11 protein-coding genes are annotated in these 13,503 nt (G+C 74.5%); 6 read left to right on the top strand and 5 right to left on the bottom strand.

The genetic code is table 11. The annotated features are described in order from the left end of the window. The first annotated feature begins 55 nt into the window (after nt 1-55). Nucleotides 56-463, top strand: coding sequence for a PH domain-containing protein (locus tag ACQPY4_RS16670; RefSeq protein ID WP_433337271.1), 408 nt, complete (start codon nt 56-58; stop codon nt 461-463). On the opposite strand, the gene ACQPY4_RS16665 is transcribed toward ACQPY4_RS16670, so the two are convergent. The 3 genes from ACQPY4_RS16665 to ACQPY4_RS16655 form a co-directional block, all read right to left on the bottom strand. After that, complete coding sequence (locus ACQPY4_RS16665; RefSeq protein WP_433337269.1) at nt 460-1,344, bottom strand: ribokinase; 885 nt, start codon at nt 1,342-1,344, stop codon at nt 460-462. The genes ACQPY4_RS16670 and ACQPY4_RS16665 overlap by 4 nt on opposite strands. A 47-nt stretch (nt 1,345-1,391) precedes the next feature. Beyond that, nucleotides 1,392-1,613, bottom strand: coding sequence for a hypothetical protein (locus ACQPY4_RS16660; protein WP_433337267.1), 222 nt, complete (start codon nt 1,611-1,613; stop codon nt 1,392-1,394). 105 nt (nt 1,614-1,718) lie between these two features. Further along, on the bottom strand, nt 1,719-2,849 hold the full coding sequence (locus ACQPY4_RS16655) for a glycerophosphodiester phosphodiesterase (RefSeq protein ID WP_433337265.1): 1,131 nt from the start codon (nt 2,847-2,849) through the stop codon (nt 1,719-1,721). 201 nt (nt 2,850-3,050) lie between these two features. Between ACQPY4_RS16655 and ACQPY4_RS16650 the strand changes: the two genes are divergently transcribed. Together ACQPY4_RS16650 and ACQPY4_RS16645 are read left to right on the top strand one after the other, a co-directional pair. Next, on the top strand, nt 3,051-3,839 hold the full coding sequence (locus ACQPY4_RS16650; RefSeq protein WP_433337264.1) for an SAM-dependent methyltransferase: 789 nt from the start codon (nt 3,051-3,053) through the stop codon (nt 3,837-3,839). Nucleotides 3,840-3,923: 84 nt separating this feature from the next. Continuing rightward, on the top strand, nt 3,924-5,456 hold the full coding sequence (locus ACQPY4_RS16645) for an alkaline phosphatase D family protein (RefSeq protein WP_433337262.1): 1,533 nt from the start codon (nt 3,924-3,926) through the stop codon (nt 5,454-5,456). 11 nt (nt 5,457-5,467) lie between these two features. Here ACQPY4_RS16645 and ACQPY4_RS16640 read toward each other — a convergent pair whose 3' ends face one another. Together ACQPY4_RS16640 and ACQPY4_RS16635 are read right to left on the bottom strand one after the other, a co-directional pair. Next, complete coding sequence (locus ACQPY4_RS16640; RefSeq protein ID WP_433337260.1) at nt 5,468-6,916, bottom strand: FG-GAP repeat protein; 1,449 nt, start codon at nt 6,914-6,916, stop codon at nt 5,468-5,470. Nucleotides 6,917-6,982: 66 nt separating this feature from the next. Further along, a complete protein-coding gene (locus ACQPY4_RS16635; protein ID WP_433337258.1) occupies nt 6,983-7,807 on the bottom strand; it encodes an aldo/keto reductase in 825 nt (274 codons plus the stop codon). Nucleotides 7,808-7,939: 132 nt separating this feature from the next. Between ACQPY4_RS16635 and ACQPY4_RS16630 the strand changes: the two genes are divergently transcribed. From ACQPY4_RS16630 to ACQPY4_RS16620, 3 genes are all read left to right on the top strand, one after another. After that, entirely contained in the window at nt 7,940-8,623 is a 684-nt protein-coding gene (locus ACQPY4_RS16630) for a fused DSP-PTPase phosphatase/NAD kinase-like protein (protein WP_433337256.1), read from the top strand. Between the two features lie 147 nt (nt 8,624-8,770). Further along, complete coding sequence (locus ACQPY4_RS16625) at nt 8,771-10,153, top strand: cytochrome P450 (protein ID WP_433337254.1); 1,383 nt, start codon at nt 8,771-8,773, stop codon at nt 10,151-10,153. A 235-nt stretch (nt 10,154-10,388) separates the two neighbouring features. Then, the gene (locus ACQPY4_RS16620) at nt 10,389-13,319 is read left to right on the top strand and encodes a helix-turn-helix transcriptional regulator (protein WP_433337252.1); all 2,931 of its coding nucleotides are present in this window, start codon (nt 10,389-10,391) and stop codon (nt 13,317-13,319) included. Nucleotides 13,320-13,503 lie beyond the last annotated feature (184 nt).

The following is a 13,503-nucleotide window of genomic DNA, read 5'->3' as shown; positions in this document are numbered from 1 at the left end:
AGTTGGATCATGCTTTACCCGGATGTCACCCCATGTCACGGCTACGGTGGGGCTCGTGAGAACGCAGTGGACGGTCCCCCGGGCCCAGACCGCCCTGAAGGGCGCGGCCGCCGTCGCGGTCGCCGTCCTGGCCGTGGGCACCACCGATGACCGGCCGTTCGTGCTGCTGGCGGCGGCCGCGGTGCTCGGCCTGGGCGCGCTCGCGCTGCGCGACCTGCTGGTCCCGGTCCGGCTCGCGGCCGACGACGAGGGCCTGACCGTGGTGGCGGGCTTCGCGGGGCATCGCCGCATCCCGTGGGACGAGGTGACCACGATCCGGGTGGACGAGCGCCGGAGGCTGCTCTCCAACACCCGCCTTCTGGAGATCGAGACCGGGGACGACCTGCACCTGCTCAGCGCGTTCGACCTCGGCACCGATGTCCGCGACGTGGCCGAGGCCCTGGCCGAAATGCGTCCCGCCTAGACCTCGTCGGGGGTCGGGTAGGAGCTCTGGGCTCCCTGCCCGCGGACGGCGGCGGCCCCGACCCTGGCGGCGTATCCGGCGGCCTCGACGAGGGTGTCCCCCCTGGCCAGGCGCAGGCAGAGCGCCGCGGTGAAGGCGTCGCCCGCGCCCGTGGTGTCGACCGGATCGGCCTTCGGGGACGGCACGGCCGTGACGCCCGAGCCGTCGGCCGCCAGCGCGCCTTCGGCGCCCAGGGTGACCACCACCGACCGGGGTCCCAGGGCCAGCAGGCCCCGGGCCATCGTCTCGGGGTCGTCCCGGTCGCCGAGCAGGAACGCGGCCTCGTGCTCGTTGACCACGAGCGGGTCGCACAGCGCGAGCAGCTCGCCGGGCACCGGCGCGGGCGGCGACAGGTTCAGCACGACGCGCGCCCCGGCCCGCTCGGCCGCCAGCGCGGCGGCCGCCACGGTCGCGGGCGGGATCTCCAGCTGGAACGAGACCACGCCCGCCCCGGCGATCAGCGTCCCCGCCCGCTCGACGTCGGTGGGTTCGAGCCGCCCGTTCGCGCCGGGCGAGACGATGATGCTGTTGTCGCCGTCCGGCCCGACGGTGATCAGCGCCACACCGCTCGGCCCGGGTGTCAGGATCAGATGGCCGAGGTCGACGCCCGCCCTGCTCAGCGCGTTCTTCAGCAGGTCGCCGTGACCGTCGTCCCCGATCCTGGCCAGGATGCCCACGCGGCCGCCCAGCCTGGCGGCGGCCACGGCCTGGTTGGCGCCCTTGCCCCCCGGAAAGGTGGACAGGTCGGAGCCGAGGACGGTCTCCCCCGGCTCGGGACGCCGCTGGACGCCGACGACCAGGTCCGCGTTGACCGATCCGACCACGACGACCTCGTGCTGCATGGACGATTCCTTCCCTTCGGCGGAGCGGGCGGCCGTGGCCGAGTCTCTCAGCCGCCTCGCAGCTCGGCCAGGTCCACCAGCTCCGCCAGCGCATCCACGGAGGTCACGTACCCGGGCCCCACCAGCGCGCCCCGGTCGGTGACCAGGAACGCCGACCCCGCGTCCTGCGGCACCCCCAGATGGTCCGCCCAGACCCGGTGCGAGCCCGTGAGCCGCACCCCGACGACACGTAATCCGCCGGGCCCCGCCCAGCGCCCCCGATCTTCCATACCGTCGACATTACGCTCCGTGATCGCAGCGGCTACGCACTGACCTGCGACAACGCGAAAGGGCGGGCCGCGTCGAGGCGGCCCGCCCACCGGCGGTGACGAGGGTCAGCCCTTGTCGCCGTGAAGCTCCTCGCGGGCGACGACGGCGGTGTCGCTGTTGTCGCTGAACACGGCGTCGATGCCGGTCTTGTAGTACAGCTCGTACTCCTTGAGGGCCTGCCCGTAGTCGCTCTTGACCGTGCCGTTGCGCAGGTCGGCGGGCAGGAACTCGTTCTCGTTGCGGAAGGTGTAGGGGGCCACCTTCAGGCGCGCGGCGTGGGCGTCCTTCACCAGCGTGGTGGGGACGCCGAGGGTGCCGTCGGCCTTGCGCGGGATGACCAGGTTCTTCTCCGGGCCGATCCAGTCGGCGTAGGTCGCGATCTCCTTGAGCCCGGCGGGCTTGACCATCTCGGCGAAGGTCGGGCCCTGGCCGTTGGCGACGGTGTCATACGGGGCGCCGGACGCCGACAGCGCTTGGAGCACCGGCACCTTGAGGCCCTTGTCCAGCAGGCGCAGGCTGGTCGGCTCGAACGACTGGACGATGGCCCGGCCGTCGCGGGTGTCGAGCCCGTTGCGCCGCAGCGCGGTGATCAGCCGGTCCTCCAGGGGCAGGCCGATCGAGCGGAAGTAGGTGGGGTGCTTGGTCTCGGGGACGATCCCGATGCGCCGGTCGTGCACGCGGCTCAGGCGCTTGGCGAGGTCGATGACCTCCTGCAGCGTGGCGATCTGGTAGCGGCCGTTGTAGAGCGTGTTGTGCTGGCGGGTGGCGGGCAGCCGCTCGGCGGCGCGCAGCGTGCGCAGCTCGGCGAGCGTGAAGTCCTCGGTGAACCAGCCGGTCACCGCCTTGCCGTCGATGGTCTTGGTGGCCTTGCGGGCGGCGAACTCGGGACGGGCGGCGACGTCGGTCGTCCCGCCGATCTCGTTCTCGTGCCGCGCGACCAGCTGGCCGTCCTTGGTGGGGACCAGGTCGGGCTCGATGTAGTCGGCGCCCAGCTTCACCGCCAGCTCGTAGGCGGCGACGGTGTGCTCGGGACGGTAGCCGGAGGCGCCCCGGTGCCCGAGCACGATCGGCCCGCGGGCCCTGTCCTTGCCGGGCGCCGCGTCCGCGGGGCCCACCACCGCCAGCACGGGCAGCAGCACGGCGGTCGCCGCCAGCGCGGCGACCTTCGCGCGGCTCCTGGTTCCTCCTGCGGCCATCTCGGCTCCTTTCCCGGCGTGACCCGCCCGGCGTCCCTCGCCGGGTGGATCATCGCACCGCCCGGACCGTACCGAGCCCCGGGTACCCGGGCCAGCGGATGTCCGGTGACGGACCGGACAACCTTCCCGGTCAACCCGGTGAACGGGCATTACGGGCGAATCGGTTGCCGTGCCCGTCCGCGCCGGGGAACATGGGCGAGCGTGACCGACGCCGACGGCGGTGTGGACGCCACCACCCCCAACGTCGCCCGGATGTACGACTACTGGCTGGGCGGCAAGGACAACTTCGAGCCCGACCGGGTGGCCGCCGAGCGGGTCGTCGAGATCTCCGAGGGCCGCGTCATCGAGGGCGTCCGGCTCAACCGGCTGTTCCTCGGGACGGCCGTGAGCGCCGCCGCCGCGGCGGGCGTCCGGCAGTTCCTCGACCTCGGGTCCGGCCTCCCGACCCAGGACAACGTCCACGACGTGGCGCTGCGCGCGCGCCCGGACGCCCGGGTCGTCTACGTCGACAACGACCCCATGGTCTGCGTGCACGGCCGGGCCCTGCTCGGCGGGGTCGGCCAGGTCGGTTTCGTCGAGGGCGACCTGAGGCGCCCGGAGGAGATCCTGGGCGACCCGGCCGTGCGCTCCCTGCTCGATCTCACCGAGCCGGTGGCCGTGCTGTGCGTGTCGGTGCTGCACTTCGTCGGCGACGCGGAGGCCACCGCCGCCGTGACGCGCGTCCGCGACGCGATGGCTCCGGGCAGCCGGTTGATCCTGTCCCATCTGGCCTCGGACGCCTTCCCCGGGGAGATGGCCAAGACCGAGCAGATCTACTCGGGCGCCAACGCCCGGCTCGGCGCCCGCCCGCGCGCCCAGATCCTGCGGTTCTTCGACGGGTTCGAACTCCTGCCGCCGGGCCTGGTGGGGCCCACCGAGTGGCTCACCAAGGGCGGCGAGCCGGGCGGGCGCCGCTTCGCCGGGCTGGTCGGGGTCGGCGCCAAGCACTGACCCGACACGGCCCTTCACCCCGCGTTGCGCTCGCGGTCTTCTGCGGCTTCCGCCGGGATCAACCTCGTCCCGTCCACTGGTGCCGTGGACACCTCACGCAGAACGTTCCTGGCCACCACGGGCCTGGCGGGCCTCGTCCCGGCGGGCGCCCTCCCGGCCCTGCGGCGGCGGGCCGCCGACCCCTTCACGCTGGGCGTCGCCTCCGGCGACCCGGCCCCCGACGGCTTCGTGATCTGGACCCGCCTGGCTCCCCGCCCCCTGGCCGCCGACGGTCACGGCGGCATGGGCTCGGCCGACACCGACGTCGAATGGCAGGTCGCCGAGGACCGCGCGTTCGCCCGCGTGGTCAGGTCGGGCCGCGTCCGCGCCCGCCACGCGTCCGCCCACTCGGTCCACGTCGAGGTGACCGGGCTGCGGCCGGGCGCGGAGTACTTCTACCGCTTCCGCGCCCAGGGCCACCTGTCCCCCGCCGGACGGAGCCTGACGACCCCGGCGCCCGGGGCGGCGCCGTCCATGACCTTCGCGGCCGCGTCCTGCGCGTACTACGAGCACGGCTACTTCACCGCCTACCGGCGCATGGCCGAGCAGCACCCGGACCTCATCGTCCACCTGGGCGACTACTTCTACGAGGACTCGGCGGGCGACAAGCCGCAGGCCCAGCCGATCATCCGCCGCCATGTCGGCGGCAAGTGCGCGTCGCTGGCCGACTACAGGCTGCGCCACGCCCAGTACAAGACCGACCCCGACCTCCAGGCCGCCCACGCGGCGGCGCCGTGGGCCGTCACCTGGGACGACCACGAGGTCGAGAACAACTGGGCGGGGACGACCCCCGGCACCAAGGTCCCCGGCTTCCCCGCCCGCAAGAAGGCCGCGATCCGCGCCTACTACGAGCACATGCCGCTGCGCGCGTCGGCGCTGCGCCCGAACGGCGAGCTCCGGCTGACCCGTCAGGTGACCTGGGGCGACCTGGCCGCGTTCCACATCCTCGACACCCGCCAGTACCGCGACGACCAGCCCTGCGAGGACGGCGTCCGCGTCGGCTGCGACGCCCGCCTGGACGCGCGGCGCGTGCTGCTGGGCGCCGGGCAGCTGCGCTGGCTGGACGCCGGGCTGCGCGGCTCGCGCGCCCGCTGGAACGTGCTGGCCCAGCAGATCTTCCTCGCCCAGCGCGACCACCGGCTCGGCCCGGGCGCCGAGATGGCGCTGGACGGCTGGGACGGCTACACCGCCGAGCGCGACCGCGTCCTGCGCGGCCTGGCCGCCACCCGCAACCCCGTGGTGCTGACCGGCGACGTCCATGTCGCCCACGCCAACGAGCTGCGCACCGACTTCGACGACCCCGGCTCCCCGCGCGCGGGCGTCGAGCTGGTCGCCACCTCGATCTCCAGCGACGGCGACGGCTACAGCGACCCGGTGGGCGGCCAGCTGGTCCGCGCCGAGAACCCGCACGTCACCTTCATCGACCAGCGCCGCGGCTACATCTTCTGCCGCGCCGCCCCCGACGCGCTGCGCGCCGAGTTCCGCACCGTCCCCTACATCACCCGCAGGGGCGCGCCCGCCGCCACCGCCGCGACCTTCACCGTCCCCGACGGCGCCCGCACCTTCGACCCCCGCTGACCCGCCGGGGGTCAGCCGAGGGAGTAGCCGGTGAGGCCGCGGGCGGCCAGGTCGAGGGGCGTGGCGGCCTGGGTGACGGCTCCGGCGTAGGTGTGGGCGCCGGGGGCGCCGATGAACAGGTCACCGCGCTTGCCCCGGTGACGGATGGCCAGGGACCAGCCGAACTGACCCACGGACCCGAAGGGCGAGACGTAGGTCAGGGCCTTGGTGCCGGTCAGGCCGCCGCTCGCGCCGCGCAGGACGTTGACGGCGCTGCGCCCGGGGGCGCCGACGGCCAGGTCGGGACGGCCGTCGGCGGTCAGGTCTCCGGCGGCGAGGGCGGCGCCGAAGCGGTCGTAGTGGCGCGGCTTCCAGCGTCCGGTCCAGGTGGGCCCGGACTGGCGCATCAGGGGCCCGCGCAGGATCTGCACGGCGCCCTGGGTGTAGCCGACGGCGGCCTTGCCGCCGCCGTCCTCGCCGGGCACGCCGACGGCCAGGTCGGCGCGGCGGTCGCCGTCGAAGTCGGCGGTGGCCAGCGCGGTGCCGAAGCCGTCCAGGCGCTCGGGCGTGCCGCCGACGCCCGGCTCGGACTGGGAGATGTAGTCGGCCTTGCCGGCGAGGGGGTCGAGGATCGTCACCGAGCCCTCGCCTTTGGGCCCGTCGTTGGGTGCCCCGACGGCGATCTCGGGCCGCCGGTCGCCGTCGAAGTCGCCCGTGGTCAGCACGGTCCCGAACCCGTCGGTCTCGGCTGGGTTCTGGCCGACCCAGCGGGTGCCCTGCTGCATGAGGGGCCCGGGGCGCAGGCCGCGTCCGCGCAGGCCGAAGACCGCCACGCCACCGCCGCCCTTGAGGCCGGGGGCGCCGACGGCCAGCTCGGCGTCGCCGTCGCGGTCCAGGTCGGCCGCCGCCAGCGCGGCGCCGAACCGGTCGGTGGCGTAGGCCCGGCCGAGCGCGCGGACGTTCAGCAGCGGACCGGCCCGCAGGCCCTGCCGTGACCCCAGGTAGATCTGGACGGCGCCGTGCCCCTCGGCCCCCGGGACGCGGTTCCCGGCGAACTCTTCGGGGACGCCGACCGCCAGGTCGGCGCAGCGGTCACCGTCGAAGTCGCCCGAGGCCAGCGCGGCGCCGAAGCCGTCGCCGCGCTCGGCGCCGCCCTGCTGGGTGAGCCGGGTCGCGGGGCCGCCGCCGTACCTGACGGCCACGGACCCGGCGCGGTGGGCGCCGCCCACGGTGGCGTACGGCGCCCCGGCCGCGAGGTCGGCGGTGCCGTCGCCGTTGTAGTCCGAGGCGGACGAGCCCCGGCACGCCGCCGCCGCGACGGTGGGAACTGCGGTCTGGGTGGAAGAGGCGGGCGTCAGGGTGATCGAGGCCGACGAGGTCAGCGGGTGCCACGGGGACGAGGCCCCCGGGACGACGACGAGGAGAAGGATCGCGGCCGGTCGTCGGGCCGCCTGGAGCCTGGTGCGCGGGGGGATGCTCACACCCGCACGGTCTCCGGCGCCCGGAACCCCCGGTCACCGGCGAGATGACCACGGGGTGAAGCTTGGTCAACCCATCGTGTCGGGGTCGGGACCAAGGCGCGTGCCCGCGTCCATCCCGCCGATCGCGGTCATGTCGGCCTCCGACAGCTCGAAGCCGAACACGTCGAGGTTCTCGGCGATCCGCGACGGCGTGACCGACTTGGGGATCACCACGTTCCCGAGCTGGAGGTGCCAGCGCAGCACGACCTGCGCCGGGGTGCGGTCGTGGCGCGCGGCGATCTCGGCGAGAGCCGGGTCCTCCAGCAGGCCGCGTCCCTGGCCCAGGGGGCTCCACGCCTCGGTGTGGATTCCGTGGTCGGCGTGCAGGGCGCGCATCGCGTTCTGCTGGAAGTAGGGATGCAGCTCGATCTGGTTGACCGCGGGGACGGTGCCCGATTCGTCGATCAGCCGCTGGAGGGTCTCGGCGGTGAAGTTCGAGACGCCGATGGCGCGCACCCGGCCGTCGGCCTGGAGCTTCTCCAGGGCGCGCCAGGTGCCGAGGTACCTGCCGTGGCCGGGCAGCGGCCAGTGGATCAGGTACAGGTCCAGCACGTCGAGGCCGAGCCGCTCCATGCTGGCGTCGAAGGCGCGCAGGGCCCGGTCGTAACCCTGGTCGTCGTTCCAGAGCTTGGTGGTGACGAACAGTTCCTCGCGGGGCACCCCGGCGGCCTTTAGGCCGCGCCCCGTCCCCGCCTCGTTCTCGTAGACGGCGGCGGTGTCGATGCTGCGGTAGCCCGCCTCGATGGCGGTCCGCACCGCGCGCTCGGCCTCGTCGTCGGGGATCTGCCAGACGCCGAAACCGAGTCGCGGCATGGTGATCCCGTTGTTGAGCGTGACATCGGAAACGGTCATCGGTTGCGTCCCCCCGGTCGCGGCGCGCGTTCTGACTACTGCTGACCCCGGTCATGCCCAGGATCGGCGGGCCCGAACGTCGGAGACGCCGTCCCCGGCGTGAGCACGCCGGGGCGCGGATATTCTCGCCGGATGCGGTTGCGAAGGCCGCGCCTGCCGAGGCGGCGCACTCTTGGCCGGGTCCTGCTCGGGACCGTCACCGGTTACATCCTGACGTGGGCGGCGGTGAGCGTCGCCGTCCTGCTGATGAGCGAATCGGCGCGCGCGTCCGCCGAGCGCGGCCGTCCGGGCTGGCCCTCGGTGCCCGGTGTGCACAACTTCGCCCAGGTCGACTCCCACCTGTGGCGCGGCGCCGCGCCCGATCCCGAGGGGTACCGCAACCTGGCCGGGCTGGGCGTCCGGACCGTCGTCGACCTGCGGGCCGAAGACCTGCCGTCGTCCGTGCGCGAGCTGCCGGGCCGGGCGGGCCTGGCGGTGGTGCGCATCCCGATGCGCGACGGCCAGGCGCCGACGGCCGAGCAGGTCTCGCGGTTCATGGCCGCGGTCCACGGCGCGAAGGGTCCGGTGTTCGTGCACTGCGGCGCGGGCGTGGGACGCACCGGGACGATGTCGGCGGCCTACCTGGTGCGCACCGGCCAGGCGGGGGCGGCGGCCGCGACCCGGCGCAGCCTCGCGGTCGGGCCGCCCACGCTGGAACAGGTGGCGTTCATGCGCGGCCTGCGCGGCGACGGCGCCGAGCGGCCCCACACCGCGCTGGTGGCGCTCAGCCGGATCGCCGACTCGCCGCGGCGCTCCTGGGCCCGCCTGAACGACTGAACCCGCGAATGTCGGGGTTTACCACGATGCTGACCGAGGGCAAGATCCCGCAGCATCGGAAGTGACGATCCCCTGCGGCCGGAAACCGAGCGACGACGCGCGGCCGCTCCCCCGGGCCGGTTCGTCACCTACCCCGCAGGAGTTCCGATGACCGCTCCCCCCGGTTTCCGTCTGCCACCGGCAGCCCAGGTCGCCTGGCTCATCGCGAACCCGAGAGGGTTCTACGAGGCGGGACGCCGCCGCTTCGGGCCCGTCTTCCAGGTCCGCTTCCCCGGGCTGCCGCCCGAGGTCTGCGTGGCCACGGCCGACCTGGCCGAGCATGTCTTCGCGACCGACTCGGGGGCGGGCCGCGCGGGCGACATCAGGCGCAACTTCGTGGGCCCGCTGGTGGGCGAGGAGTCCCTGCTCTGCCTGGACCGCGAGCCCTGGTGGCGGCACCGCAAGCTGATCAGCCCGCCGCTGCACGGCCGGGCGGTGGCCCGCTGGAAGGAGACGATCGCCGAGATCGCGGCCGAGGAGGTGGCGACCTGGCCCACGGGACGCCCGTTCGCGCTGCGGCCCCGGATGGAGCGGATCACCCTTGAGGTGATCATGCGGGTGGTGTTCGGCATCACCGACGCCGAGCGGCTGCGCAGCCTGCGCGGCCTGCTCCCCCGGCTGGTGGAGCTCGGCGGCTCGGCGGCGCTGCTGCGGCTGCCGCCCAAGGTCCGCGACCGCGCGACCACCTCGCCGCTCCTGCTCAAGGCCGGGGCCCTGCCCACGACCCGCTACGTGCGGGTCAGGGACGCGGTGGACGCCATCCTCTACGACGAGATCGCGCGGCGCCGGGCGAACCCCGACCCCTCGGCCATGGACGTGCTGTCCCAGTTGGTCGCGGCGCGCGACGACACCGGCGCGCCATTGACCGACCAGGAGCTGCGCGACGAGTTGATGACGCTGCTCCAGGCCGGGCACGAGACCACGGCCACGGCCCTGGCCTGGACGTTCGAGCGCCTGGTGCGTTCCCCCAGGGCCCTGGCCACCCTCCGCGACGAGCTCGCCGACGGCGGCGAGGGCCCCTACCTGGGCGCGGTCGTCAAGGAGGCGCTGCGGGCCCGGCCGATCGTCCTCGGAGCGCCCCGGACGCTGGACGAGCCGATCTCGATCGGCGGCTACGCCATCCCGGCGGGCTGGTACGTCTCGGCGGCGATCCCGCTGATCCTTTCCGACCCGGACGTCTACCCCGACCCCGAGGAGTTCCGCCCGGAGCGGTTCCTCGGCGAGGACGCCGCACGGGCGAACAAGGCCTGGATCCCGTTCGGCGGCGGCCGCCGCTACTGCGCGGGGGCGCAGCTGGCGATGCTGGAGTTGCGGACCGTCCTCACGGAAGTACTCAGGGGCGTCTCCCTTGCGCCGGTTCAGGCCCGTCCGGAACGCCCGATACTCAAGAACGTCACCCTGGCGCCCAGCAGGTCCGCGCAGGTCCTGTCGCGCCCCAGGGGCGCGCTCGGCGGCACGGGACGCGGGATTATGGCGCTCAGCGATCGGTGACGACTACGGAACGTTTATCCGCTAATGGTTGACACCCCGGTCCTGACGGCGCTTGATAGCAACTGGATGACGGTGGCGGATTCACTGATCCGTGCCGGTCGGCGGCCCGGGCGGGGCCGTGTCCCCCGCCCCACCCCCCGGCTCATCGGTACAGTGGCCTCCGGCTAATCTCGCAAAGCGCGACAAGGATGAACAATCACGGCGTATCGACCGCCTGTCTCTGTTGGGGTGTGACATGGAGGGTCGTACGGACCAGCGCCACGGGACCACGGGGCACGATGTCCCGCTGGTCGGGCGGCGCGAGGTCCTCCGGCTGCTCGACACCGCGCTCGACGCCACGGCGGAGGGCGCGTTCCGCTTCCTGGCGCTGGTCGGCGAGCCCGGCGCGGGCAAGACCCGCCTGCTCGGCGAGCTGGCGGCGGCCGCCACCGAGCGCAAGCTGCCCGCGCTGTCGGGCCGCGCCGCCGAGTTCGAGCAGGAGATGCCCTTCGGCGCCGTGGTCGACGCGTTGGACGACCGCCTGGAGGAGGATCTCCCCGACCTCGGCGCCAAGTCGCTCGGCCTGCTGGGCACCGTGTTCCCGTCCCTGGCCGACGGGCCGCCGCTGGGCGCCGAGTCGCTGACCTCCGGGGCCGCCGCGACGCCGGTCGCCCGCTACCAGCTCTACCGCGCGGTCCGCCGCCTGCTGGAGGAGCTGGCCGCACCGTCCGGGCTGGTGCTGATCCTGGACGACCTGCACTGGGCCGACGACGCCACGATCGAGCTGCTGGACCATCTGGCCCGGCATCCGCCGCGCGGCCGCGTCCTGATCGCGGTCGCCTACCGTCCCGCGCAGGCGTCGCCGCGGCTGGACGGACTGGTGCAGACCTCCCTCCAGCACGCCGGCGGTCAGCGGATCACGGTCGGCCCGCTCACCGAGGCCGAGGTCGCGCAGCTGCTCGGCCCGCGGGTCAGCGGGACCCGCCTCCGCGAGCTGTACCGGGCCAGCGGCGGCAACCCCTTCTACCTGGAGGCGCTGGCGCGCAGCGAGGAGCCGCCGGCCGCCGGGCACCAGGAGGGCGACCTGCCGCCCGCCGTGCGGGCCGCGCTCCAACTGGAGCTGAGCGGCCTGTCCCCCACCGCGCTGCTGATCGCGCAGGGCGCGGCCGTGGCGGCCGACGAGTTCGCGCCCGTGCTGGCGGCCGTGTCCGCCGAGGTTCCCGAGGACGTCGCGCTGACCGCCCTGGACGAGCTGGTCGCGCGCGACATCGTCCGGCCCACCGCCGAGCGGTTCCGGTTCCGCCACCCCCTGGTCAGGCACGCGGCCTACGGGTCGGCGGCGGCCGGATGGCGGCTGGCCGCGCACGGCCGGATCGCGGTCTACCTGGCCGAGATCGGGGCGCCCGCGGCGACCCGGGCCCGCCATGTCGAGCGCTCGGGCCGCATCGGCGACCCGGCCGCGATCACGACGCTGGTCGAGGCGGCCCGCGCGTTCGCGACCCAGGCGCCCACGACCGCGGCGCACTGGCTCAAGGCCGCGCTGCGCCTGATGCCCGAGAACCTCGCCGTCAAGTCCGAGGGCGACGACCGGCTCCCGTCCCGGCTGGAGCTGATGCTGGAGCTGGCGCAGGTCCAGTCCGTCGGCGGCCACCTGGCCGAGGGCCGCGAGACCGCCAGGACCCTGCTCAAGCTGCTGCCGCCCGACGACTACGACCGCCGCGCCCGCGCCGCCCGGTTCGCCGCGCTGATGGAGCGCCAGCTCGACCGCCCGCACGAGGCCAGGGCCCTGCTCCTGGACGAGCTGCGCCGCATGCCCGACCCGCGCTCGCCCGCCGCCGTCCCGCTGCGGATGCGGCTGATCGCCGAGCGGATGATGCGCATCGACTTCCGCGCCGCCCAGGCCGTCCTGGACCTCATGCCCGACAGCTCCGAGGACTGGGACCCGAGCCTGAAGGTCGCGGTCGCCTCGCTGCGCCCGATGCCCGCCTTCGCCGCCGGACGCGTCGAGGAGGCGGTGCGCTACACCGAGGCGGCCGACCGGCTGGTCAAGGCCGCGCCCGACGAGCATCTGGCCGAGTGGATGGACGCCATCGCCTGGCTGTGCTGGGCCGAGACGATGATGGGCCGGTTCCGCAGCGCGGCCGACCGGTTCCAGCGCGCGGTGACGGTGTCGCGCGACACCGGCCAGATGTACGTGGTGCCGACGCTGCTGGCGGGCATGGCCCGCGCCTACGCGATGCTCGGCCGGCTGCCGGAGGCGGCCGCGGCCGCCGAGGAGGCCGTCGAGGAGGCCCGGCTGCTCAGCTCGGGCCAGCACCTGGTGTTCGCCCTCACCCAGCAGAGCCTGATCGCCGGGTGGACGGGCGACGAGGAGACCGCGCTGCGCCGCGCCGACGAGGCGCTCCAGCTGGGCGCGGGCGTCGACGAGTGGTGGGGCTCGATGGCCGGGTACGCCCGCGCGATGGCCCTGATCGGCGGCGGCCGGCTGGACGAGGGGTCCGAGGCGGTCGCTCTGGTCCTGACGATGCCGCTGGACAACCGGACTCTGCTGTCGTGCTGCGAGATCATGGCCGGGGTCGAGGCCGGGCGCGGCGATCTCGACGCCGCCCGCCAGTGGGCCGACCGCTCGCGCCGCTACCTCGTCCCGGGGCTCGACTCCTTCACCGCCCTCTCGCGGCTGGCCAACGCCCACGTCCTGCAGCACGGCGAGCCGGAGGCCGCCGCCCGGGAGGCCGAGGAGGCCGCGGCGAGCTTCGAGGCCGACGGGCTGCGCCTGGACGCCGGGCGGGCCCGGCTGCGGGCGGGCGCCGCCCGCGCCGAGGCGGGCGACCGCAAGGCCGCGCGCGAGCATCTGAAGGCGGCCAGCGAGATGTTCCAGGAGTCCGGGGCCCGCACCCTGCACCTCCACGTCGTCCGCGAGCAGCGGCGCCTGGGCGTCCGGGTGCCGAGCCAGGGCGGCCGGGGCGCCGGGCCCGGCGGGCTGTCCAAGCGCGAGCACGAGGTGGCCATGCTGGTCGTCGAGGGCTGCACCAACTCGCAGATCGCCGAGCGGCTGTTCGTGAGCGTCCGCACGGTCGAGACCCACCTGTCGCACATCTTCACCAAGCTCGGCGTCACCTCGCGCGTCGGCGTCGTGGGCGCCCTCAACCGCGGCGGCCCCGAGGCCCGATCTTCCTCGCAGGACTGAACCCTCCTCCCCTCGGGGGCCTGACCAGGGCGAGGTGGAACGCTCCATCATGCCGGTGCCGACACACCGGAGAACATCCGCGCCCCGCGGGTCATCTCAGAGGAGACGTACGCCTACCCGGATCCGCCGGGTTCAATCGCCAGCGGGGCCAAAGCATTTGTCAGGGTTTCCCACGATGCCCGGC

Origin of the sequence: Spirillospora sp. CA-294931 (assembly GCF_050946795.1) — a bacterium.
Lineage (GTDB): Bacteria > Actinomycetota > Actinomycetes > Streptosporangiales > Streptosporangiaceae > Spirillospora.
This window is presented reverse-complemented; position numbering and strand designations above follow the sequence as displayed.

Coding starts and splice junctions, on each gene's coding strand:
- ACQPY4_RS16635 (WP_433337258.1), bottom strand. CDS start 7,807: ATGACCGTTTCCGATGTCACGCTCAACAACGGGATCACCATGCCGCGA.
- ACQPY4_RS16665 (WP_433337269.1), bottom strand. CDS start 1,344: ATGCAGCACGAGGTCGTCGTGGTCGGATCGGTCAACGCGGACCTGGTC.
- ACQPY4_RS16655 (WP_433337265.1), bottom strand. CDS start 2,849: ATGGCCGCAGGAGGAACCAGGAGCCGCGCGAAGGTCGCCGCGCTGGCG.
- ACQPY4_RS16625 (WP_433337254.1), top strand. CDS start 8,771: ATGACCGCTCCCCCCGGTTTCCGTCTGCCACCGGCAGCCCAGGTCGCC.
- ACQPY4_RS16630 (WP_433337256.1), top strand. CDS start 7,940: ATGCGGTTGCGAAGGCCGCGCCTGCCGAGGCGGCGCACTCTTGGCCGG.
- ACQPY4_RS16620 (WP_433337252.1), top strand. CDS start 10,389: ATGGAGGGTCGTACGGACCAGCGCCACGGGACCACGGGGCACGATGTC.
- ACQPY4_RS16660 (WP_433337267.1), bottom strand. CDS start 1,613: ATGGAAGATCGGGGGCGCTGGGCGGGGCCCGGCGGATTACGTGTCGTC.